14 protein-coding genes are annotated in these 25,443 nt (G+C 52.8%); 2 read left to right on the forward strand and 12 right to left on the reverse strand.

Going from position 1 to position 25,443, the window contains the following annotated elements:
- Positions 1–149: 149 nt before the first annotated feature.
- The 6 genes from NFR57_RS04025 to NFR57_RS04050 form a co-directional block, all read right to left on the reverse strand.
- Positions 150–4,871 (reverse strand): hypothetical protein, encoded by a 4,722-nt coding sequence (locus NFR57_RS04025; RefSeq protein WP_251182550.1) that lies wholly within the window; start codon positions 4,869–4,871, stop codon positions 150–152.
- Between the two features lie 23 nt (positions 4,872–4,894).
- Complete coding sequence (locus NFR57_RS04030) at positions 4,895–6,469, reverse strand: ABC transporter substrate-binding protein (protein WP_251182551.1); 1,575 nt, start codon at positions 6,467–6,469, stop codon at positions 4,895–4,897.
- A gap of 18 nt (positions 6,470–6,487) precedes the next feature.
- The gene (locus tag NFR57_RS04035; RefSeq protein WP_251182552.1) at positions 6,488–7,840 is read right to left on the reverse strand and encodes a hypothetical protein; all 1,353 of its coding nucleotides are present in this window, start codon (positions 7,838–7,840) and stop codon (positions 6,488–6,490) included.
- 83 nt (positions 7,841–7,923) lie between these two features.
- Positions 7,924–8,802 carry a carbohydrate ABC transporter permease gene (locus tag NFR57_RS04040; protein ID WP_251182553.1) on the reverse strand — a complete coding sequence of 293 codons (879 nt, stop codon included), beginning with the start codon at positions 8,800–8,802 and terminating at the stop codon, positions 7,924–7,926.
- 19 nt (positions 8,803–8,821) lie between these two features.
- Positions 8,822–9,844, reverse strand: coding sequence for a carbohydrate ABC transporter permease (locus tag NFR57_RS04045; RefSeq protein WP_251182554.1), 1,023 nt, complete (start codon positions 9,842–9,844; stop codon positions 8,822–8,824).
- A gap of 22 nt (positions 9,845–9,866) precedes the next feature.
- The gene (locus tag NFR57_RS04050) at positions 9,867–11,573 is read right to left on the reverse strand and encodes a glycoside hydrolase family 2 protein (RefSeq protein ID WP_251182555.1); all 1,707 of its coding nucleotides are present in this window, start codon (positions 11,571–11,573) and stop codon (positions 9,867–9,869) included.
- Between the two features lie 296 nt (positions 11,574–11,869).
- Between NFR57_RS04050 and NFR57_RS04055 the strand changes: the two genes are divergently transcribed.
- A complete protein-coding gene (locus tag NFR57_RS04055) occupies positions 11,870–12,820 on the forward strand; it encodes an ArsR/SmtB family transcription factor (RefSeq protein ID WP_251182556.1) in 951 nt (316 codons plus the stop codon).
- Positions 12,821–13,422: 602 nt separating this feature from the next.
- Here NFR57_RS04055 and gyrA read toward each other — a convergent pair.
- The 5 genes from gyrA to NFR57_RS04080 all read right to left on the reverse strand — a co-directional run bounded on the left by gyrA (position 13,423) and on the right by NFR57_RS04080 (position 21,610).
- Positions 13,423–15,957, reverse strand: a complete 2,535-nt coding sequence (gene gyrA / locus NFR57_RS04060) for a DNA gyrase subunit A (RefSeq protein WP_275557173.1) — start codon at positions 15,955–15,957, stop codon at positions 13,423–13,425.
- Between the two features lie 44 nt (positions 15,958–16,001).
- The gene (gene gyrB, locus NFR57_RS04065) at positions 16,002–17,915 is read right to left on the reverse strand and encodes a DNA topoisomerase (ATP-hydrolyzing) subunit B (RefSeq protein WP_251182557.1); all 1,914 of its coding nucleotides are present in this window, start codon (positions 17,913–17,915) and stop codon (positions 16,002–16,004) included.
- A 279-nt stretch (positions 17,916–18,194) separates the two neighbouring features.
- Positions 18,195–18,743 carry a DJ-1 family glyoxalase III gene (locus NFR57_RS04070; protein ID WP_251182558.1) on the reverse strand — a complete coding sequence of 183 codons (549 nt, stop codon included), beginning with the start codon at positions 18,741–18,743 and terminating at the stop codon, positions 18,195–18,197.
- Positions 18,744–18,749: 6 nt separating this feature from the next.
- The gene (locus NFR57_RS04075; protein ID WP_251182559.1) at positions 18,750–20,087 is read right to left on the reverse strand and encodes a TldD/PmbA family protein; all 1,338 of its coding nucleotides are present in this window, start codon (positions 20,085–20,087) and stop codon (positions 18,750–18,752) included.
- A 134-nt stretch (positions 20,088–20,221) separates the two neighbouring features.
- On the reverse strand, positions 20,222–21,610 hold the full coding sequence (locus NFR57_RS04080; protein WP_251182560.1) for a TldD/PmbA family protein: 1,389 nt from the start codon (positions 21,608–21,610) through the stop codon (positions 20,222–20,224).
- Between the two features lie 208 nt (positions 21,611–21,818).
- On the opposite strand from NFR57_RS04080, the gene NFR57_RS04085 reads away from it, so the two are divergent.
- A complete protein-coding gene (locus NFR57_RS04085; protein WP_251182561.1) occupies positions 21,819–22,439 on the forward strand; it encodes a thiamine diphosphokinase in 621 nt (206 codons plus the stop codon).
- 225 nt (positions 22,440–22,664) lie between these two features.
- Here NFR57_RS04085 and NFR57_RS04090 read toward each other — a convergent pair whose 3' ends face one another.
- Positions 22,665–25,412, reverse strand: a complete 2,748-nt coding sequence (locus NFR57_RS04090) for an alpha-amylase family glycosyl hydrolase (protein ID WP_251182562.1) — start codon at positions 25,410–25,412, stop codon at positions 22,665–22,667.
- Positions 25,413–25,443: the final 31 nt, after the last annotated feature.

The following is a 25,443-nucleotide window of genomic DNA, read 5'->3' on the forward strand; positions in this document are numbered from 1 at the left end:
CGTTGCCGCCTTGTACGTTGCCGTCTGCGCTGTTCTGTTTTGCGTACCGCCGTCGCCGTCGGGCTGTCCGACGACGACGAACGTTCGCTGTATAGTAGTTACATATTTTATTACGAAACTACCTATATGGGGGACTTGTTAATAGGCCGTTACGCCTTTTTTACGCCGTAAAGCGAAGTGAAGTAGAACGTTTGTCCGTTCCCGTCCATTATGCGGTATTCTAATTCTTCCATACGATGCGATAAAAATTTGTCGTAATTTGATTCGGATATAGTGACTTTCGTCCACTGCCCTGCGGTAAGCGCAGTATCGCCGGTCCATTCTATACCTGCTTTTGCGCCGCTCGCGTCGGTATATACGTAGAAGTAAAGTTCGGAATAGTGATACACGTCGCGCACGTTCACGCCACCTGCATTGATCTTTATATTGTAATAATCTGCGCTGTCGGGCGTAATTTTAAGCGATCCGCTGTCTGTTACCGTGCTGTCCGTGCCGTTGTATACCTTTTCCGTACTCCACTCGCCTTTTGCTGCGCCGAACGAGAAGTCGAGAATTTTGGGTGAAGTGTACTTACCGAGCTTCGCCGACGAAACGTATACCGATTCGTCATTATTGAAGCCCATCAGACGAATTATCCACTTTCCGCCGCTGTATGTCGGTATGTTGGACTCACGAAGCCCGAGATGCACTTTCGTCCACGCGCCAGCCGTCAACGCCGTATCGCCGTACCAGTGACAGCCTATGCTCTTGCCGCTCGCCGCGACATATGCGTAAAACTCGATGTAGTCGTAATCACCGAAGTCGAACGTCAAGTACGCATAGTCTTGGTTGCCGTGATCTTTATCCTTGACGGTTATTTTCGCCGAACCCGCTTCCGAGTCGTATTTCTGCTCGGTCGAGTATTCTACCGTTGCCTTACCGTCGTTTGCCGTTATGTATTTGGAAATCGCGTTTGCGCTCGGAGTGAATACCGTACCGTCTTTGGGCATTAAGCGGTAAGAAACAATCTTGTTGGGACAGCCGTCCGCTTTGTACACGGCGTTTATTACCTGCGCGCCTTTGTAAGGAAGCGTTACCGCCGTGCCCGACAGCGTAAGTCTTTCGCCGAACTGGTCTTCCACGCGATCGATACTTACCGTTCCCTCGCGCTCCTCGCCCAACCAGTTGGCGACTTTTGCGTTTGTGGGGATAGTATACGTGTCGTTTTCGTAATAGATGATGTTCTGCGGTCTGTCGATAACTATTTCGCCGTAGTTTTTAAACTCGTTGTTTCTGTACAGGTTGACTTTTTGTTCGCCCGTAACAAACTCGATGTTGGAGAGCGTGCCGTTGACCATGCCGGTACCCGCTCGCTCGCCTATACCGAACGAATTGCCCGTAACTTGAAACCCTGCAAAGGACGCGGTGCCGACGTGCCAACCTTGATTGCTCGCATTGTGGCGTATGTACATGTCTATCTTGTCGCCTTGACGGACGAATACCACTCTGACGGGGCTTTCGGACGAATTGCGCAAGACCTGCCGCAACGCTTCGGGCAACTCCTGCACAAGTTCCATTTGTTGCCACGCACCGCCGTAACCGCCGAAACTGCGTTTTGCTATGTCGCTGTGCATTTCCACGCCGAGGAGCTGATTCGTACCGCCGACATACGCGCCGAAGTAGTTCCAACCCGTTTTAGGCAAAGTCATGTCGTAACGGAGTACCCACTGCTCGCCCTCGCCGACTTTGTAAGATTTTGCGTCATTTCCTTCGGTTTGATAGTCGGTTACCTTACCCCAAGTCATGTCGGAGTAGCCGCTTGCGAACTTGACGGAAACGGTATATTGCTTTTCGACCGCGATAAACGTGTCGCCGCCTATGGCTTTGCCGTTTACTACGAAACAGTCGAATATTTTGCCGCTCGGCACGGTGCCGTTAAAGACGAGCTTAACTTCGTCCTCTTTGTTGTATACCGTTTTGCCGTCCTCGGTAGCTATGCCCGTTCCCTCGAACTTAACGGTTGACCGCTCGTAAGGCACGCCGTAAAGCGGAGTTACCCAAACGGGATTGTTTCCGCAATTACCTATTCTGTAAATGAACGCTTTGGGACCTTTTTCCCAAATGTTTTGTTCGTCTGTATTCTGTGCGGCATGACTTCTGTTAAACGTGACTTTAGTCCACGTATACTTTTTAATGAGCGTGTCGTTGCACCACCAACTTCCCGTAAAAGGCTTTGAATTCGGATAAGAAATTGCTCCGCCCTCGGCTTCTTCCGCTTCGGTGTAGATATAGAAGTAGACTTCCTTGTAATCGTCGAGATTATCCACCAATGCGTTATCGAACGCTATGGTTTTATCGTTGCTGCCCGCAATGACTTTAACCGATCCGTCCACCGTGACCGCACTGTCCGCGCCGTTATACGTTACTTCCGTATCGTAACTTACGGACGCGGGCTTATAACCGTCGTTCGGATATACATAGCCGGCTTTGTTTATTTCGTTGAGCGCAACATTGTCGTTTGCGACTTTATCGCCGAACACCGCCTCGACATTATGCGTCGTTCCGTTTGCGGTAAACACGTTGCCGTCAAGAACCCTACCGTCCACCTTGAAGCCCGTGCAATACTTACCTGCGGGAGCTTTGCCGCGCCAAATAAGCGTAACGGTGTTACCCTTTGCGATGTCCGCAGTGCCCTTGTATCCGTCCGCCGTTATTATTCCGTCAGCAAGCGTGAGCGTGCTCTTATCGGCGTACACGGCTGCGACACTGTGCGATTTTGCCGTGACCGTCATGACGTTGCCCGATATAGGCTGCCCGTCAACGGTGAAGTGCAAGAACATTTTGCCTGCGGGCGCGGGATTTGCGGTAAGCGTTACCCAATCGCCGACCATAGCGGTCGTGCCGACGTCGGCAGTGCAGTCTGTGAGTTGAAGCGTTGACGCCCACTCTGCCATAAACAGCGCGACTTTTTGTTCGCCCGATACGCCCCTGATGTTTGTGTAAGTGTGCGGCTTGATGCTGTCGGCTCTGCGTTCGCCTATGCCGAAGCTGCTGTCAACGCCGAGAGAGTCGTGATTGACCGTCGTGAAGTACAGCATATCGTTGCCTTGGGAGAAGAACACTTTTATCTTGCTTCCGTCGCGCACATAGGTGATTGTTACGGGATTTGCTTGTGTAGCGCCCATCAACAGATCTTTAACGCCGCTCGGATTGAATTCGGGGAAGTTCTTATCCCACGGCGAGCCGTAGCTTGCGAACTTTATGCCGTTGGAGAAGCCGGGGTTCAACTCGAAGCCGATCAGCTTCATTTCCCCGCCGACGTATAAGCCGATATAGCTCAAATCCTTAACGTCGTACACGTCATAGGACAACACCCATTTATCGCCCTCGCCTATCTTGTACTTCCAAACGTTGTCGTTGTGGCCCGCATATTCGAGCGTGGGATTTTCTACCGTGCCCCACGTCATGTTGTCTTTGGTGAGTTCGCCGTCTTTATATATAACGCCTACGTTATAAGTGCCTTCCGCGGAAATAACAAAGTTGTCGGCGATAAGCGGCTTGCCGTTGAGCGTAAAGCAGTCTATCGACTTACCCGCCTGCTCGACAGCCGACAAATAGACGGTGTCGCCTACGTAATACTTTTCCGATCCCAAAATTACGTTATCGGACTGCGCGGTGACGGTCGCGCGCTGTTTGGGCGTTGCCGTCATTGCCGAAAAGTACACGTTGCCGTTGGGGATAACCTTTTGACCGTAATCGAAGACCATGCGGATCGTCTGACCGGATATATCCGTCAAGCCTATGAACTTGCGGTTATCCGCCGTCTTGTTGCCGTCCGTGCCGCCCCAGTTGCGCGTGGACCATGTAACTTTTGTCCATACGCCTTTTTTGCACGGGGTGTCGTTCCACCACATCGATCCGACGACTATGTCGGCGGCGGTTTCGTTGTACACCCACATTTCGAGCGATTCGTATTCGGTAAGGTCGATTACCGCGGGGGTGTGGATATACACAAGCCCCTCGTTGTAACGCGTTTCCTTTTGCCCGTCGAACGAAACTTTATAAGACCCTGCGTCGTTGCCGTGCACCTGCGCGCCCGCGTCCGTCTTTTTGACGTAACTGCCGCTGTACAGGTTGGGTTCGTACACGCTCGCTTGACGCGCGCCAAACTCCTCGTCGAAGTACGCAACCTTGTGCTCGACAAAGTTTTGCGGGCCGTCAATATCGCGCTCATACGGATAATCGTTATAGTTGCCCGCCGCGTCCTCGACGTGAATAAGTATGCGATATTTGCCCGATGCATGCGTCGCCGCAAAGCGGTCGCCGTCGATAAGCTCCACTTCGGTTTCCGTCTTTTTGTCGTCGTCGGCGATGTGGTAAACTTTGGTGTAGCACTTGCTCGTTACATAGTCGCCCGACAGCGTGTAGCTGGGTATGCGATACGTGTTGCCCTTAATAAAGAACGACGGCAGCGCGCCCGCATTGAAGTTTATCGTCGGCGCGGTTCTGTCTGCAAAGTCTATCGTTATCGTCGCGTCTTTTACTCTGTCCGATTTGGCGGTGTAAGTAAAGTTATACAAACCCGCTTGTTCGACAAGCACGGAGTTGTTGGTTACTTGCAAAGCGTCGCCTCTCTCGTCCGTGACCGATTTGAGCGATACGGTGTAGCCCGCGAGGATAAGACCGTAGTCGTTGACTACGTCGTATTTGGGGCTGATATACGTGCCGAGCTCCGCCTGTATCGTGGCGGACGGAACGTTGATGTGCCCGACGACGGTGTTTCCCGTATCTATTTGTTTGTCGCAAGCGACAAGCGCAACGCTTGCCGAACCGACCGCGATTGCCGCAACGACGGCGACGGACAGTTTTTTACGCGAATTTTTATTGTTCATCTCATCTTCTCCTTGATATTTTATTATTTAAGGGCGTCAAGATAGTTTTGCCAGTTGTCCTGCAATCCCTTTTTGCAGGTGGCAAGTAAATTTTCCGCCGTTGTGCCGTTGTACAGTTTGGCGTCGGGACCGTTGGCGTTTACAAGGTCGCCCAAGCCGCCGCGGTAAACCATTTGCGATCTGTTGTGCGGGAAGATAGGTATCATGTCGTTGCCGAACGCGTCAAGCCGCGTGCGAACGAAGTCGCTGACAGGCACCGTTTCGTCGGGAGTGTAGCAAGGATAGCACAAGCCTTTAAGCTCTTTTGCGATTATCTTTTGCGCACGATCGGAATACAAATACGTCAAGAATTTTTTAGCAAGCGCTTTTTTGCTTTCGGGACGGTTGGCAGGTATGCCCAGCGGATAGTTGGGCGTTGCCGTGTAGCCCATAAGCCGAGCTTGACGCACCGTTTCAAAGTCCTCCGCGCTCACGCCGTCTACCGACGTTTTGCCCTCGTCAACCGCTTTGACGACTTCGGACAGTTTTGCGTCGGTGTTGACTGTGGCGAGCTTACCTATTATCTCACTGACAACGGGCGCGCGCATCATGCCTATGTCTTGCGGGTGCGACAGCAGATAGGACGACATTTCGTTTTCCAGCCAGTCGCCGTTTACCATGAACGCGACTTTCTTTTTGTCGTCCACGAAGCCGCCGCCCAAGAACGCGCGCTGCGCTTCCTCGAACGTCATGCGGCTCGCAAGCGAGTGCGAATAGCCGTTTTTGCTCGACAACAGGCGCGACAGAGTTTGCAACGAATATTTGCGTCCGTCGGTATCGTTTATTTCCGTACCCTTCTTCCATTCGCCGCTCGCGGAATCTTTATATTCGCCGTACCAATAATGCTCGAACGACTCCAAACCGTCGTACTGCGCCCACCAAACCGTGCCTAAATAGTCCCAGTTATAGTTGATGCCCGTCGCAAGACCTACGGTATAATAACGCTTTGCTTTGAGCTGATCGCCCATCTTAAACAGTTCCGTAGTGGTGCGCGGCAATTCCCAGTTGCCCTCGCCGAACGCTTCGTCCAAAGTGTCCGCGTTGTAGCACATCGCCGACACGGAGTTTTGCGTAAACATTTGATAACGCTTGCCGTCTTTGGCTTCGATATATTCGTAAAGCGTTTGGTTCATCTTGTCTTTAATCGCTTTGTTTTCGCCCTCGTAGGTCGAATTGTAAACGGACGTGATGTCTTCCAGACGCTTCGCGTCCTCCGCTTGATACATGTTCATAAGCGGCATTACTATGTCGAACCGTTCCTGATTGTTTACCAAAAGCTGTTGGATTTCGCCGACGGTATAGCTCGGCTCCCACTTGACGGTTTTGCCCGTAAGCGCTTTAAAATCCGCCGAAAGCAGTTTATTTGTTTCGTTGCCGAACCCGCCCGCATAGTAGTGAACGGTTATGCTCGCCGCCAAGCCGTCGTCGTCCGGCTTTATGTTATCATCGCCGCCGTCGCCGGTCGAGCCGCCGCGTTTAATGGGTCCGCATGCGGTAAGAGCGCTTACCGCCATCAACGCGCCGAGCGCGGCGCATATCGATTTAAAATATTTTTTCATGGTATTTCTCCTATTTCCCTATATTTTCAATTTGAGAGGTATTACAAACACGCCTTCGCCCGACGGTATATCGAGAGTTAGTTTGTTGTTTTTTACTTCGTACACTTTGCGTTCGCCGCTTTCGTATACGATTGCGCGGTTGCAGTCTTTAAAGTCTATCGTGACTTTGTCGTCCGTGTCGTCGGTCGGCATTGTGAAGTTGGTCACCATAAGCGCGTTCCTGCCCTCGTCGTCCTTGAACTGACCGATAAGCGTGTCTTGGGTTGCGGTGACTTTTGTTGCGCAGTTGAGTGCGGTGAGTTCTTTATAGAACCCGAACGAAACGTTTTCGTATTCCTCGTCGTCTTCGAGGTTGTACTGACCCTTGACGGACATTGCGCCGTCCCAGTCGAACGACAGATATACATGGTCGAACTTGGCTATTTCCGCGTTGACTTCCTGCGCCCAGTAATACGAAGGAGTGGGCGTGCAGGACGTATCGTATTCTACGCAACCGCCGCCGAATTCTTCTATAAACGACTTGCGGTAAGTAAAGTAGGTGTAGCCGTTAATGCCGAACGCCATGTCGGTATATATTTGATAGGTAAAGTCCTTGCGGCTCAACGTTTCGCGGTTGATCGAACTGCTGTAATTCTGTATGAACATGTGGAATTCGCCGTCGTAATCTTTTGCATAGTTGGCGTACACAGCCATTGTGCGCAACCACCGCGAATCCAAAGTGTACACGCCGCGCGTTTCCAAAAGCGGATAAATGTCCGTGGAGAATATCTTTCTGCCGTCTATCTTGGACAAAACTTTATTATAAAATTGCTCCATGTAGTCTTCGGTCGTTGTCCACGTATTGTCGCCTATGTTGTTGGCGGGGTTGCCGTTTACGTACAGCGTCATGTCTTTGCCCGCATACAGCTCGTTATACTCCTCTATCATTGCGGCAACGCTGTCGAAGTTGTTAATATGCGGTTCGTCCCAAACATTTATCATGTCTACCGCGGGATACACGCTATAATCGGTCATATCCGCGGGCTTATTGTCGCTGTTGCCCGTCGCAATATCGTTGCCGACAATCGCTTTAAGCCCGACTTTTTCGCAATGACGGAGCTGATCCAAATATGCTTCGGTGCCTTTTGTCGCCATCGATCCGTCTATGAACATGTGCGTAAGACCCATGTCTTTCGCCATTTTGTAATCGGCTTCCGTGTTAATAGGAACGTCCCAGCCGCCGACCCACATCGACTTATTATCTTGCCATTCGGGATATGTTTCCTTGCCGTAAGCGGATCCGCCGCCTCCGCCGCCTCCGCCGCATGCCAACAGCGTGCAAGACGTTATCACCGCCGCCATTGTCAATGCCGATTTTTTGCCTAATTTCATAAAATTCCTCCTGAATTTTTTATTCGGTTATTTAACGCTTACCGCGTTGGAGTTGTAGAAGCCGCGCCGCGCGCGACCGAGGTTTAGCCTTTTATTCCGCCGACGCTCATGGATTCCATCATCGTCTTTTGGAAGCATATAAACAGAACTATTACGGGTATTACGCTCAACAGCAAGCCTGCGAACAATACGGGATAGTTGAACTGCCGCGTTTGCGAGAGCTGGAATATATACAAGCCCGACGACAGCGTGGGGAACGATTTTAAGAACAGCGTCGGTTCCATATAGTCGTTCCACATGCCGACCATGGACACTATAAACAGCGATCCCATGACGGGCAACGCTTGCGGCAACATAATTCTGAAAAACACTTTCAGGTGCCCCGCGCCGTCTATGAATCCCGCTTCCGCATACGTCCACGACAGAGTTTTAAAGAACGACAGCAGTACGACGAAGTTAAAGCCGAAGCCCGCCATTTTGGTTACAAGCAGTAACGGCGAGTCGTATATGCCCAAATTGTTGTAAACGAGATACTGTGCGGGGAACGCGCCGACAATGGGGATCATCATCGTCACTATCGCCATCCAGTAAATCACGTTGCGACCGGGGAAACGGTATTTGGCGACTACGTAGCTTGTGATTGCCGACGTGAACACGCCGAGCGCCGCGCCGCCGCACGCATACCATATCGAGTTCCACAGCATGACGAACATGTTGCTGTCGCCCGCTTTAACTTCCTTAAACGCCTGACCGTAGTTGGAAAACAGCCATTCTTTGGGCAATAGATTTTTTTCGTGAAACTCGTCTACGCCTTTGAGCGATATGGAAAACGCGTACAGTACCGCGAATATGAGCGAGGCGGCGTACAGCGTGAATATCACGAACACGATTATCTTTATCGCCAAAAAGTCCTTTTTGACTTTGACTGTCGGTTTTGTTCCTATCGGTTTTACTTTTGCCATGATTTTTACCGCCTCCTCCTTAATACGTTACCTGCGGATCGACCTTGTTGAGCGCCCAGCGCACAAGGAACACGATCGGCACGCTTACGAGCGTAAAGAACACGCCCACCGTTGCCGGATAGTTGAGGTTGGCTTTGGACGTTTGGTTGTATATCCAGAACGATATTGTCATGTGCGCCGCGTTGTCCACGCTGTCGCCCGCGCCGAAAAACAGCAGTATCGGTCCCGTGCTGTTGAACATGGACGTTATTACGAGTATGAGCGTCGTGGATATTGTCGGCCACACCATGGGGATTATTATTTGAAACAGCTCGCGCCACCACGGCACGCCGTCGAGCATGCCCGCTTCTATTACTTCCTGCGGGATACGGCTCATCGCGCTTTGGTACAACAGCATGTTTACGCCCAAGCCCGTCCAAACCGTATACGCGATTATCGTGCCCGTAACGCGGGATTCTTCGCCCAACAGGTTGGGCATTCTCAATCCGAACACCGTAAGAAGTTTGTCGAGCGGTCCGCCGTAAGATATGATCTGTTTGTACGTTGCGACAAACAAAACCGCGCTTATTATCGCCGGCAAGAAGAACATGACGCGGAAAAACTTGAAGCCCCACACCTTTTTGTAAAGGAAGTACGCTACAAGGAAGGACACGGGGATCATGCACAGCCCCGCCGCAAAATATTTCATTGTGTTGATCAACGCGATATGCACCACTGCGTCGGAATTGCCCAACTCCTTAAACAGTCGCGTAAAGTTATCCATCGACCAAATAAACAACTCGCCGCCGTCGTCCGCGTATCCGAAGAACGACTGAAACGCCATCATGATGGAGTTGGCGTTTATCCAGATATAAAATATAGCGAACTGGATAAGCGGCAACAACAGCATGCCGTAAGCGAAAATTATTTCTTTCAATCGCCTGTTGGATATGCGCGATCTGCGTTTGCCGTTTTTTGCGTTCGGCTTTTTCGCCTTTACGTCCGCTTCAGACGTTTCCGCCGCGTTTACCGCGGCGATCGCTTGTTCTGCGGTTGCTTCCATCGAACTACCTCCTTACTTACTTTTATTTTTCGATAGCGGCGACGCGCGTATTGCACTCCGCTATCCGTCTCATAGCGTCGTCGCTGAACTTTTTGTCGCGCGCGTATGAATACAGCCCGTTTTGTTCCTGCTCCACGTCGTATAACTGCGTGTAGCAAAATCCGCTTATCTTTTCGCAGTCGAGGTACGCCGTCGTCATTTGCAGGTATTCCGCCAAAAACAGCTCCTCGCTCGCCACAGACCTATAACCCCAGCCGTCGTCGTCGCTTTTTGCAAACAACATTCCGCCGTACTCGCTCGCGTTGAGCGGCAGTCCGCAGTCATACAAAATTTGCTCCTGCGCGCTGTCCGGCGCGTACACCGTGTCCATTGTTAAAGTATCTGTATTTTTTATATCTTCTATATACGATACCGTTTCCGCGCCGCTGTGGTAGTTGTGAAAATCGAATATGTCCGTGTACCTGCCGTGATAGCCGCCGCTCGCGTCCACGCACGGGCGCGTCGGGTCGAGCGATTTGGTCACGTTGTACGCCGCTTCGACAAACCGCACGTCGCGCACGAGCTTGGCGTTGTCGAGGTCGCTCCACGCTTCGTTGAGCGGACACCACGTTATTATGGACGGGTGGTTGAAGTACTGTTCCACGACCTCGCTCCACTGCGACACGAACACGCCGAGCGCTTTTATGTCGTCGCATTTCATGCCCCAGCTCGGGAACTCGCACCACACCAGGTATCCCGCTTTGTCACATTCGTACAAAAACCGTTGCTCGAACACTTTTTGGTGCAGGCGCGCACCGTTAAAGCCGAGCGCTTTGGACAAAGCTATGTCGTGCGCAAACTGCGCCGCGTCCTTCGCAGTATATATCCCGTCCGCGTAATAGCCCTGATCGAGCACCAGACGTTGAAAAACGCTTTTGCCGTTTAGCATGAATTTTCTGCCCTGATACGTCGCTATGCGGAAGCCGAAGTAACTTTGCACTTCGTCCTCGCCGAACGTCGCCGTTACGTCGTAAAGATTTCCCTCGCCCACGCTCCACAGCGCGATCTCGGACAGCTCTATATCGAACGTGTGGCGGTACTCCACCTCGCCGCGCGCTTCGCCCACGCGCTTGCCGTTTAAAAACACGCCGATACTCGCCATGCCGCAACCTTCCGTCAATAACTCGACGCGCACCGTTTTGTAATCGGATTGAGGATAGAACTTAATCGATTTTATGTAATTTACGGGCGTGCGTTCCAACCACACCGTTTGCCATATACCCGTCGAACGCGTGTAAAAGCAACCGTGCGAATCGGGCTTTTTGCTCTGCTTGCCGCTCGGTATGTTTTCGCGCACGTCGTCGTGCACCGCCACCGTTATGCGGTTTTGCCCCTTGAACACATAAGGCGTAATGTCCGCCTCGAACGCCGTGTAGCCGCCGACGTGTTCCGTCACACGCCTGCCGTTTACATACACGGTCGCAATATAATCCACCGCGCCGAAATGAAGCACAAGCCTACCGCGCATATCCTCCGCGGTCACGTCCACCGTTCTCGAATATACGCAGTCCGTTATGTAGTCACGATCGCCTATACCCGATAAAACGGATTCGGGGCAAAACGGCACTTCAATCTTTTGCGTAAACTCGACGTCGGAAGTATAAAGGCACTTTGCGAAATCCCATGCTCCGTTAAGGCACATGTACGAACGTCGTTGAAATTGGGGGTTGGGATGTTCGTTCCTGCTCATTTTCGACTCCTTTTAATATTTTAGGTACTTTAATTTTAGCATACGGCTTGCAGTTATACAATACATACGACGGTTCCGCTTTTCGACTGTTTGTCGGGCGAATACTTCCATAATTTAAAAGCCTTGCCAACTATTGCGCAAATGCGCGCAGGCACGCTCCCACATTATGGAAACGACACAGACAAAATTGACGATAAAAAACTAACCGTTACCAAATTTTGGAAGTTATACTCAAACACTTGAAAATCCGCGCGACTTGCGGTATAATATAGAAAAACACATACGGGTTAGGGGACATGGCTGACGTTAGCAACGAAAAACATCTGTCGTTTAAAATAGACAAGACTGCCGACCACGAAAAAATAGTCAAGGTCGCGCGGGCGTTCGCCTCCGAGGAACGGTTGGCGATTTTGAAATACATGCTCAACAAGTCGGTGAGCGTGTCCATGATTGCGAACGAATTAGACATGCCTATATCCAGCGTGTCGCGGCATATAGACGTGCTGTCCGACGCGGGGCTTATAGTAATAAGCTATCAACCGGGACTTAAAGGGCACACAAAGTTCTGCGCGCAAGCCGTGCTCGACGCAAAAATTTCGCTCGACGCAAAAGGACTCGAAAACAAGTCCAAGTCCTTTATCGTGGAAATGCCGATCGGTATGTATTCGGACTGCAATATCGACGCTCCGTGCGGCATTGCGGGTAAGGACGACGCGCTCGGCACGTTTGACGACGTCAAGCTGTTTTACACGCCGACGCGCGCGCTCGCGGATTGTCTGTGGTTTAAATCGGGGTTCATATCATATCTGTTCCCCTCCCCACCCCTTGCCGAAAAGACCGAACGTCACCGCATAAGTTTTTCGCTTGAAATATGTTCGGACACTATATATTACAACAACGATTGGCCGAGCGACATAACGGTCAAGATAAACGGCGCGGAAGTAATAACGTTTACTTCCCCCGGCAACTTCGGCGGCAAGCGCGGCAAGTACACGCCGCAATATTGGCCCGTTAATTGCTCGCAGTTCGGTCAGCTCAAAAAGATTTCGATTGACGCCGACGGCGTGTATTTGGACAACGTTTTCCAACACAAAAAACTGACGTTCGCGGACTTGCACCTGTTTGACGACGAATATATTAAGTTTGAAATAGGCGTTGACCGCAACGCCGTGCACTGCGGCGGCATGAGCCTGTTCGGTAAAAACTTCGGCGACTTCGACCAAGCCATTATCATGAAAATATCGTAGTGGGATTAGCGGTAAATTTCCGCCTCACTCCGCGGCGGTTCGCCTTGATTCCTCGACAAGCTCGGAATGATGGGTATTGTGGGCTTTACACGCACATCATTTCGAGCAAGCTCACAAAGGCGTGTCCCGTTTTTTTCCCATCATTTCGACCGTAGCGAGCATAGCGAGCGAAGCGGAGAAATCAAGGCGTAAGCCGCACCAAGCACAGCTTGGATTTCTGCCGTGTGTGAGCTTTGAACGTTTATTGTGTTTGCACCCGAATAATTGCGTTACGTTAATGTGACAAGCGTAACGGCTTGTCCTCTCTGCGGCGGTTCGCCTTGATTCCTCGACAAGCTCGGAATGATGGGGTGTTGGTTATTGCTTTACCTCTTTGCGGCGGTTCGCCAGCTCAATCGGCAAGCTCGGAATGATGGGTGTATAAGCATTTCTTTCTATATATAAAAATCAAGGCTTGCGCGTAGCGCAAGCCTTCCGCAACTATTATCTCTTATCTCTTATTTATTATCTTATTTTTATTATCTTATCCCCGCCGCACTATCTTTCATTATAAAAGGCTTGTGCATTTCACTCTGCACAAGCCTTTTATAATGCTTTTTATACTACTCTGCCGCGGGTTCGCCGCCCTCGCCGTTATCGTCTATAATTTCCTGATGCGGCGCGGTCGCAACGCACACGACGTTGCCCTGGTTCTTGACGCGCATCATTCTTACGCCCTGCGATCCTCTGCCTATCTTGGAAATTTCCTTGACGAGCATTCTTATAATCGTGCCGTTGTCGGAAATGACCATGACGTCCTCTTCGGGATCGACGAGTTTCAAGTTGACAAGCCTGCCCGTCTTTTGGTTGAACGTGCCTGCTTTTATGCCTTTGCCGGCGCGCGACTGCAAGCGGAACTCCTCTATATCCGTGCGCTTGCCGAAGCCGTTTTCGCTGACCGTAAGCACGTCGCAATCGGGCTTGACGATGGTCATATCTACTACGTTATCGTCTTCGTCGAGCCGCATTGCTCTAACGCCTTGCGTATCCCTGCCCATGAGCCTGACGTTTTCTTCGGAGAATCTTATGCACTTGCCGCTCTGCGACGCGATAAGAATTTCGTCTATTCCGCCCGACTGTTGCACCGAGATAAGCTCGTCGCCGTCGTTGAGCTTGATTGCGACCTTGCCGACCTTGCGTATCAGTCGGAACTCGGTCAAGGCAGTCTTTTTAATCATGCCGCGCTTGGTCGCCATGACGAGATTGCCTTTATATTCGTCTTCCTTAATGGGAATAACCGCGCTGACCTTTTCGCCGTCGCCCAACTGCAACAGGTTGACAATGGCTCTGCCGCGCGCCGTGCGCTCCGCTTCCGGCACTTCGTAAGCCTTTGCCGCATACACTCTGCCGAAGTTGGTAAAGTACAACAGCGTGTCGTGCGTATTGGTGACGAACATTTTTTCGACAAAGTCCTCTTCCTTGGGACGGTGCGCCGTAACGCCCTTGCCTCCGCGGTGCTGGGCTTTGTATTCCGTCGTCGGCAAACGCTTGATATACCCGTAATGGGTCATGGAAATTACAACGTCCTCTTTGTCGATAAGGTCGCCGATGTCTATTTCGTCGTAATCTATAACGAGTTCGCTTCGGCGCGGGTTGTCGTAAGTTTCCTTTATCTGTTGCAATTCGTCGCGAATAATGTCCGTAACGCGTTTGGGACTGGCGAGTATGCTCTTGAAGTCGGCTATCTTTTCCTGCAAAGCGACAAGCTCGGCTTGTAGCGCGTCTATTTCCAGACTGGTCAAGCGACGCAACTTCATTTCGAGTATTGCGTTTGCCTGCTTGTCGGACAGGTAGAACTCCGCCATCAATCGTTCCGCCGCTTCCACGTTGTCGCGGCTCTGCTTGATTATCTTGATAACGCGGTCGATATTCGCTTGCGCCTTTACAAGCCCCTCGACTATGTGTTCGCGCTCCTGCGCCGCCGCCAAGTCGTGCTTTGTGCGACGCACGATAATTTCCTCTTGATGCTTCAAATAGTATTCGAGCATCTCTTTGAGGTTGAGGATTTTCGGCTCGCCGTCGGCAAGCGCGAGGAACGTTATGCCCTGCGACACTTGCAGGTTGGTATGCTTGTACAGCATGTTGAGCACGACTTGCGCTTGCGCGTCGCGCTTGACTTCTATAACGATGCGCATGCCGCTGCGGTCGGATTCTTCCTTGATGTCCGAAATGCCTTCGATGCGTTTGTCCTTGACAAGCTCGGCGATTTGGACGATAAGTTTTTCCTTATTGACTTGATACGGCAATTCGGTTACGACTATGCGCTGGCGCATGAGGTCGCTGCCCTCGCGCACGGGATATTCTTCTATATCCGTCTTGGCGCGGATTATAACCCCGCCCTTGCCCGTTTTGTACGCGCGCTTGACGTTGGCTCTGCCCATGATAAGCCCGCCCGTCGGGTAGTCGGGCGCGGGCACTATTTTGCAAAGATCGTCGATTGTAATATCGGGATTGTCGATAAGCGCGTCGATTGCGCCTATTACCTCGCCGAGGTTGTGCGGCGGGATTGCCGTCGCCATACCTACCGCGATACCGTCCGAACCGTTGACCAACAAGTTGGGAAAGCGCGACGGAAGCACGGTCGGCTCTTGCAACGAGTCGTCGAAGTTGTTTGTCCAATCGACCGTTTCTTTGTCTATGTCGCGCAACATTTCCGCGGAAATCTTGGCAAGACGGCACTCGGTATAACGCATAGCCGCGGGCGGATCGCCGTCCACAGAACCGAAGTTGCCGTGCCCGTCTACAAGCGGATAGCGCATGGAAAAGTCCTGCGCAAACCGCACCAAAGCGTCGTAAACCGACGAATCGCCGTGCGGGTGATACTTACCCAAAACGTCGCCGACGACGCGCGCGCACTTGCGGTACGGCTTGTCCGACCACAGCGACAGCTCGCCCATAGAGTACAGTATGCGGCGGTGAACGGGTTTAAGACCGTCGCGCACGTCGGGTATGGCGCGCGACACGTTGACCGCCATAGCGTAAGCGATAAAGCATTGCTTCATTTCGTCTACGACGTGCGTTTCGACTATCTTGGTGTTGTCTATATATTCCTTGCTCGGCATGTCGCCGCCCTTGATATGGATACCTTTTCTTGCCATAACGTTCTCCTATTTATTGCTCCGTGTAATCCGTATGAACGCAATTATATATCGAGTTCGGTGACGAGCTTGGCGTTTTGCTCGATAAACTGACGGCGAAGCTCCGGCATGTCGCCCATGAGCACGCTGAATATTTCGTCCGCCTCGAACGCGTCCTCCATGGTTATGCGTTTGAGCGTTCTGTGCTCGGGGCTCATGGTAGTAAGCCACAACTGCTCGGCGTTCATTTCGCCCAAACCTTTGTAGCGTTGCAGTTCGCAACCCTTGCGACCGAGTTGATCGAGCGCTTCGTCGCGCTCCTTTTCGTCATAGCAATACATTTCCTTTTTGCCCTTTGCCACTTTGTACAGCGGCGGGAGCGCGGCGTAAACATGCCCGCGCTCGATAAGCGGGCGCATAAAGCGGAAGAAGAACGTCAACAGAAGTATACGAATATGACTGCCGTCAACGTCCGCGTCGGTCATACATATTATCTTGTCGTAGCGCAGTTTACTCTCGTCGAACTCGTCGCCTATGCCGCAACCGAACGCCGTAATCATGGCTTTGATTTCCGCGTTTTCCAGAACGTGGTTAAGCCGCGCTTTTTCGACGTTGAGAATTTTACCGCGCAACGGGAGTATCGCTTGGAATCTGCGATCGCGCCCCTGTTTTGCCGTGCCGCCCGCGCTGTCGCCCTCGACGATAAATATTTCGCACACGGACGGGTCGTGGTTGGTGCAGTCCGACAGCTTGCCGGGGAGCGACGCCGTTTCAAACACGCCCTTTCTGCGCGTGAGTTCGCGCGCGTTGCGTGCCGCGTCGCGTGCGCGCTGGGCGGTAATTGTTTTTACGACAAGCTCTCTGGCTTCCTTGGGATTTTCTTCGAGGTACGTGCCGAGCGCGTCGGTCACCGCCTTTTCCACCTGCAAACGCATGCTCGAATTGCCCAGCTTGGTTTTGGTCTGTCCCTCGAACTGCGGGTCGGTTAGCTTGACCGACACGACCGCCGTTATACCCTCGCGCACGTCCTCGCCCGCAAGTTTTTCGTCGTCTTTTATAAGGTTTTGTTTGTGCGCATAGTCGTTGATGACTTTTGTGAGCGCGTTTTTAAACCCGACAAGGTGCGTGCCGCCCTCCTCGGTGTTTATGTTGTTGGCGTAGGTGTAAATGAGTTCGCTGTACCCGTCGTTGTACTGTATGGCGTACTCGACCTCGCTGTCCTTAAATATCTTTTCGCCGTAAATTACTTCGGAGAACATCGTCTGCTTGTTGCGGTTAAGATATTCTACAAAGTCCTTGATACCGCCGTCAAAGCGGAAAACGTCGCGCGCCTCCCTGCCCTTGCGGTTGTCCGTCAACTCGATTTCCAAACCCTTGTTAAGGTACGCGACCTCGCGCAACCGCGTGCGCACCGAGTCGTACTGGAAGTCGATTGTTTCAAAAATTTCGTCGTCGGGGAAGAACGTAATTTTCGTGCCCGTCTTGTCCGTCCTGCCCGCCTCGGCAAGCGGCTTCATTGGCACGCCGCGGTTGTACCGCTGACGGTAGATCTTGCCGTCCTTGTAAACTTCCACGTCCAGCCATTCCGACAGCGCGTTTACGCACGATACGCCCACGCCGTGCAAACCGCCCGACACTTTGTATCCGCCGCCGCCGAACTTACCGCCGGCGTGAAGTTTGGTGAGAACGACCTGAACGGTAGACACCTTCTCTTTGGGGTGAATATCCACGGGTATGCCTCTGCCGTTATCGGTAACGGCTACCGCGCCGTCGCGCGTGATTTCCACGACGATCTTATCGCAATAACCCGCCAACGCCTCGTCAACGGAGTTGTCTACAACCTCCGTAATAAGATGGTGAAGTCCGTGCTCGTCCGTCGAACCGATATACATACCGGGACGCTTGCGTACAGGTTCTAACCCTTCGAGTACCTGTATAGAACTTGCGGTGTAATTGCCGCTATCCGTCTTTCTCGCCATAAAAAGCCCTCCGTGAATCCGTTTTGACGATTCGATAACATTATACCATAAACCTTGACAAAAACAAAGCGTTTTAACCGAAATTTCAGTCGGTTTAGGATAAATATTTTTAACAACATGCCGTCAAACGCTCAAAAACACGTCTATTTGACACAAACCCGCAGTTTCGGGGTGGAATATATCGCGAACGTTTTATCCGTCACGGCGCAAATTACAAACCCGCGACAAAAAACGGCAAGGCTTTTTCGCCCTGCCGCAACGTCGTTTTTGCTTTTATGGTCAAAACTGAATTTTATCCCTGATTTCGTCGGCTTGACCGTCGCCTATCAACAGGCGGACAAGCTCCAAACCGAGCTCGATAGTACAGCCCAAGCCGCGCGCCGTCGTCACGTTTCCGTCGGTTACAACGCGCGCGGAGGATTGTATTTGCGCGCCTGTCATATTATCCTCGAAGCCCGGATAGCAAGTCGCTTTTTTGCCTTTTAAAAACCCGTTCGCGCCCAACACCAACGCAGGCGCAGCGCATATCGCCGCGACGCGCCGACCGTCAGAAAGCGCTTGCTTTATTCCGTTTATAAGAGGTTTGCATACGGCAAGGTTGCGCGTGCCCGGCAATCCGCCCGCGACGAAAATAAGATCGGCGTCGCCGAAATCGACTTCGTCAACCGTTTTGTCCGCGGTAATGGTCACGCCGTGCGAGCTTACTATGGTTTTGCCGCCGACCGCGACAAGCGAGGTTTGCACGCCCGCGCGCCGCAGTATGTCCACTACGCCCAGGCACTCGACTTCCTCCGTGCCGTCGGCTATCATTGCAATCGCTTTAATCACAGTCTATTACGCCTCTTGCTTGACGCCCGAAACCGAAATGCCGCCGATTGCCACCGACGGGGCTTTGACGGCGAAGTACGTCAGTTTTTCGTCGTTGCCCACCGCCTTGACGTTGGCAAAATCGGTCATTATGTTGCCCGCGACCGTTATGAGCGACGCAGGGCGGTCGAGCTTGCCGTTTTTGATTACAAACCCGCTCGCTTGCAACGAGTAATTGCCCGACTGTCCGTCAAGCCCCGAATGTACGCCGTTAAGCTCGGTAATATACAAGCCGTCGCGCACCGCCGCAAAGACCTCGGCTTGCGTCATGTTTCCGTTTTTGACCGTTATGTAACCGATCGACGGGCGAATATTCCCGCCGACAAGTTTGCCGTTGCCGGTGGACTCAACGCCCGCGCGCTTCGCCGTTTCGAGATCGTACACATATCCCGTCGGCACGCCCTTGTCGATTAGCGGCATATTTTTGCAAGGCACGCCCTCGTCGTCGAACGCAGAGCAAAACACGTCGCCGCCTATGGGCGTTTGCTCGACGCAGAACAAAGGCGAAAACACCTGCTCGCCCATTTTGCCCTCTAACAGCGACATGTGCTGTTCCGCGTCGAACGCCGAAAATCCCGCGCACAACGCCTGTACAAGCGTCGCCGTGCAGTCGGGCGAATACACAACGTCGTATTTGCCGGTATCGACCGTGCCGCCGCCGAACTGCTTTATTGCGTCGTCGGCAAGCGTTTTTACAAACCCGTCCGCGTCGAACGCGTCGAGGTCGGATATTATTTTATAGTGCGACCCGCTTTGCACCTCTTTGCCGTCGGTCGCCTTGACCTCGGCGAAAATAAGCGCGAAGTTAGCTCGACCCGTGACGTCCAAACCTTTGCTGTTTATAAGGCGTTGCGTCATGTCCGAATATTCGAGCGTAACGTTTACATGCTCTATGCGCTTATCTGCGGCAAGCGCGCTCGCCGCGATATTCTTTGCCGTCGCTATAAACCGCTCCGCAGGTACTTGCGCCAAGCCCGCGCGGAACGTATCTACTTTATCGTACTTGTACTTCGACCCGTCCACAAAGAACTCGGGATCGACCGGATTGCCGTACTCCGCCGATTCTTTGAGCGAGGCGATCGCTATATCTATAACCTCGTCGTCGGCGCGGTCGGACGTGAACACGCCGCACTTGCCGCCGACAAGTCCGCGCACCTTGAACGTCCCGTCGTCGGCGACCGTGTAGTTTTCCAGTTCGCTATCGAACACGGCGACAGACAGCTTGCTTTGCGCGCCTATCCGAGCCTCGAATACGTCTATTCCCGCCGCTTTTGCGGCTTTGAAAAGTTTATCTATATTCAACATTTTCGTTATCTCCTTTTTAGATCGAATAAAATTATAAGCGGTAAAATGCTTGCTTCGTTATTCTAAACAGAATACCGCTAACATTCACAGTTTAATGCGGTGAACGGGCACGACGCAAGCGTCCGCGAAACGCATTATGATTTGCCGCCGACGGTCATTTCTCTGACACGCAACGTCGGTTGCCCGACAGCCGCCGCGACCGAACCGGATGCCGCACCGCACATGCCCGCGGCGAGTTCCGCGTCGTTGCCGACCATGTCGATTTTGGTCAGCACGTCGTAACCGTACCCGACAAGGCACGCCGCTTTTACAAGCGTGTCGAGCTTGCCGTTTTTGACGATATACGTCTTGGACGAAGTAAAGTTGAACTTGTCTGTTGTGTGGTTGACCGACCCGCCGTTGAACGCCACGCAGTACAAGCCGTACTCGGTTGCTTTTATAATTTCCTCGGGGGTGCTTTCGCCCGCCGCTATGTACGTATTGGTCATGCGCGTAGTAGGCAGATATTTGTACGATTCGCGACGGCACGCGCCCGTCGGTTGCGCGTTCATGCGCCGCCCGTCGAACGTATCGACCATATACGATTTTAGCACGCCGTTTTCTATAAGCACGTTACGCGTGCACGGCTCGCCCTCGTCGTCGAAGCACGCGCTGCCCCAGCCGTGCTCGACAGTGCCGTCGTCTATCGCAGTGACGACGTCGGACGCGACTTTTTGTCCGAGCTTGCCCGCAAACGGCGAAGAATTATGCGAAATTGCCGTGCCTTCGAGCGGGTGCCCGCACGCCTCGTGGAACAGCACGCCGCCGAACCGATTGCCGATAATTACGGGCATGTTTCCCGACGGGCAGTCCGGCGCGGACAGCAACGCCACCGCGTCCTCCGCCGCCTCCTTCGCGCCCGCGACAAAATCGGTCTGCGTATAAAATTCCGCGCCCTTTGTAAGTCCCGGGGAGAACGTGCCCGTTTGGAACTCGCCGTTCTCGGACGCGACCGCCATTGCCATTACGCGAGTGCGCACGCGCCTGTCGTCAACGACCCGACACGTGTTTTGCGTAGCGGTATAAATTTGCACGTATTCGTCCGTTTCAATAGCCACGCACCGCGCGTTGACTATGAGCGGCGAAGTTTCGTACATAGCCGTTTCGCCGCGCTTTAAGTATTCAATTTTTTGCGCCGTCGTCATTGCGCCGTGCTCTTGTTCGGGCGCGTGCATGCCGTTACCCGTCCGTTCCTCGAACTCGGTTACTTTAATAACGCGCTCGCCGTCAAACGACGCCGCGAGCTTTTTGGCAAGATCGGTAAGCGACCGCTCCGATAAATCCGACGTGTAGCCGTAAACCTGCCGCAGTCCGCGCATCAACCTTACGCCCGCGCCGTAAATGAGCCGCGACGACACGTTGTCCACGCGCTTATAGTTTAGCTCGACCGTGCGCGCCGTCTTGTTCTGCACGTACAGTTCCGCAAAGTCCGCGCCCGTCGCAAGCGCGGCGTTTAGCACGTTTTTAGCAATTCCGTTATCCATAAACTAACCCTCCGTTCCCGAATTTTAATACGATCCCTCGCGCCGCTGATGCCGCGGCGTTGTCTTTGGTTTTTCATATATAATGTAACCGCAATTATTATATCACATATTCGCAACGAATTGCAATCTTTTTAACCGCGCCGCGCGGTGCGGTTTATCGCGGTTTTCGCCGCTTGATTTAGCCGCGCATTTGTGATATAATGCGCGTATGGAAAAACTGTGCGTGATTTTCGGCGCGGGCGACGTGTTTGCGCCGCGCAAAAAGTTCGGCAAGACCGACCTAATCATCGCCGCCGACGGCGGATATAGCGCGGCGGTTGCGGCGGGACTTAACCCCGACGTTATTATCGGCGATTTCGATTCGAGCGACGCGCCCGAAAACACCGCCGCGCACGTGATAAAACTAAACCGCGACAAGGACGACACTGACATGCTCGCCGCGGTCAAGCTCGGACTGCGCCGCGGATACAAAACGTTTGTCATTTACGGCGGCACGGGCGGCGACAGGCTCGACCACACCGTCGCCAACTTCGGCGCGCTCGCCTATTTAAACGCGTTCGGCGCGCAAGGCTATCTTGTGGATCGCGACGCCATTGCGACGGTTATAACCGACGGCAAGTTCGCCGTGCCCAAACAGGCGCGCGGCACGGTGTCCGTTTTCGCATACGGCGGCGTCGCCTCGGGCGTGAATTTGGAAAACCTTCAATATTCGCTTACCAACGCCGAGCTTACCCCCGAATATCCGATAGGCGTTTCCAACGCGACAGGCGACAAAGCGGGCGTTGTGTCCGTAAAAAGCGGATCACTGTTAATTTTCTTTCCGCGATAGTTGCGTGCCCTTATTCCCATCATTTCAATCGATCATTAAAGACGCGTTCGTGCCTTCCCCCCATCATTTCGACCGAAGCGTGTAAGGACGCGCGCAGCGGAGAAATCAAGGCGTCAGCCGCATTGTTTTTTGTTTTGCTTTTCCTCTTTGCGATAAGCGTTTCTTTTCTATATAAACAAAGGCTTGCGATTATCGCAAGCCTCGATTTATTTTTCTTTATTATTTTTAATTCTTAATCACTGCCGTGCCGTAAGGCGCGATATTACTCGCATTGCCGAAAACGGCGTTACCGCTGACGCGTTTGCTTTCGGTCGTGAAGTTGTGATATACGGTCAACGACTGCGTTCCGTCGGTCACGGTTATTTTGAGCATGCCGTCGCTCGTCGAGCACGTCGCGTCGCCGTTTATCAAGCACGGGTATTCGTTGCGCAACGCCGTCAAGCTCTTTAAGTAGTTTAGCAGCGAGTTTTGGTCGTCGGACTGCTCCGCAACGCTCACCGTCGCGGCGTTTAGCTCCTTGCCCGAAATAACGTTACTGCAACCGTTTTCCCAGTCGCGCGTCCACTTCATAGACTGACGATAGTTTTTATCGTTGCCCGCTTTTCCCATCAGCCCGATCTCGTCGCCGTAATATATCCAGCTCAACCCCTGCATTGTCATAGTGACGGCAAAGTACAGTTTTATCTGGTCTTGGTTTGTAAAGTACGACGACAGCCGCGGAATGTCGTGGTTGGAACTTATATTGGAATTGATTGCTCTGTCCTTGCGGAAGGACGCGTACTTTTGCGCGTTTGCGTTTGCGGAGTTTGCCACCGCGCTCGCATTGCCCGATTTAATTCTGTCGGGCAGAGAGTAGTGCATACTGAAATCGAACAGCGAGTCCATGCCCGCATAGAATGGCGCGACGTTGTCGGCATTGCCGTCAAGCTGTTCGCCGAGCAAAAAGCAATGCGGATATTTGGATTTGAGTTTGCCGTTGAACTCCTTAAAGAACTCGACGTTTTTATCGAGGTTGTACTGCCAACCGCTGTCGCCCGCTATTCTGTCGGTCGACGCGTTCTCGCTTTCGTCGGACATAAACACGTGCTTGATTGCGTCCATGCGGAAGCCGTCCAGCCCGAAGTTCATCCAGTACGCCGCGACGTCCGCCATGGCGTTGCGAACCGCTTGACAGTCGTAATTGAGTTCGGGCATGTTACTGCCGAACGACGAATAAAAATACCAGCCGTCGCCCGACGAATATTTGCGTGTGCCGCCCGTCCTGCTCCATCTGTAAAAATCGCGGTAATGCACTTCGGCGGTGGTGCCGTCCTGATACGTAACCGTTTCCACAACACCCGCTTTGGACTTGATAAACCACTCGTTATTGGGCGAAGTGTGGTTGACGACCAAGTCCATAATGACCTTTATTCCTTTTTGGTGCGCTTTGTACACAAGCTCGCGATAGTCGGCGTTTGTGCCGAACTTGCCGTCGATACAGTAATAGTCGTAACAGTCGTAACCGTGATAGGAATTACTGCTCTGCACGGGCGTCAGCCACAAAACGTCCACGTTGAGATCGTCGAGGTAATCCAGTTTTTGGATTATGCCGCGAATATCGCCCACGCCGTCGCCGTCGCTGTCGCAGAACGACGCGACGAATATCTGATACCCTACGCCCGTTTCGTCGTATTCGGTCGCGGTTGCGGCGACGGGCAGGCTTGCCGCCTCACTGCGCACAACGTCGCTTATGTTCTCGCGCAACGGCTCGGTCACGCCGCCGCCGGACAACGACCCGTCGGACAGATAGTTCTTGCCGTCCGATGTGTTGCCCTGCTTGATAAACCAATGATAGCTCCCGCCCACGCGCATGGCGTCGGCGAGCTTGACCGAATTGTCGCCGCCGTCCTTTTCCCAGCCGGGGCGCGTAACTATAAAGTTTATTTCGTTCAATCCCACGCACGGCGCGTCCGTCAAATCCACGGCGAACACCGCGCCGCTTTCGTCCGTAACAACTATATCGCCGTATTCCGCATTTTGTCCGTTGCCCCACACGTACATATAATAATTTTCGTAATCGCCCGCGGGACGAAGATAATGTATGTACAGTGTGTTATCCGCGCTGACGGACGGCGTGTAATCTACGCGATCGCTCGATCCGCCCGAGCCCTGCTTCCACCGCGCATAAAGCGTGGTATTGCCGTAAACTTTATCCGACGCGAACCGCCACGCGGTATCGCCGTCCTCGACATACCAGCCCGCAAGCTCGTACCCGTCGCGCGAAATCGTCGGCGCGACAATCGTGCCGCCGCTCTTGACGCGTTGCGCGGGAGGGTTGGACAGCCCGCCTTTGCGCGCGTCCAGTCCGACGTTAAAAGTTACCGTGACAACGTCGTTGCCGCCGACTTCGCCGCCGCCGACGTCCCGCCACTTGGCATAAAGCACGGTCGCTTTGGTTACGACGTCCGTATCGAAATTCCACGCGGTGCGATACGTCCTATCCGTGTACCAGCCGTCGAACGCTTTGCCCGCCATGCTCGGCGCGGGCGGCTCGGTTATCTTCCCGCCTTTCGGCACGGACTGCGACGGCACTGCGGTACCGCCGTCCGTTACGAACACAACCGCAACTTTCCCGTCGCTCTCCTCCGTACTGCCGTCGGGTTTTATCCATTTGGCGTACAAAACGGTTTCGCCTTTGACGACGTCGGTATCGAAATTCCACGCCGTCTTATACGCTTCGTCGGCGTACCAACCGCCAAAGGTCAAGCCCATTTTTGTCGGGTCGGGCGGGCGCGTTATATTTTGCCCGCTTGTCACCGTCTGTTGCTCGACGGGCGTGCCGCCGTTTACGTCGAACACGACTGTATAACTCGTCGGTTCGGGCGTAGGTTGCGCGGCTTTTCCGCACGCGGTCAAAAACATGCACAACGCCAAAACGCCGACGAGCAAAACAGCAATCGCCGACACACTTTTTTTTGCGTTATTTTTTACCATTTAGTTTCCCCTGCCGATATATAATTGATTG

Source organism: Anaerocaecibacter muris, assembly GCF_943192945.1.
In the GTDB taxonomy this organism is placed as follows: Bacteria; Bacillota; Clostridia; order Christensenellales; family Pumilibacteraceae; genus Anaerocaecibacter; species Anaerocaecibacter muris.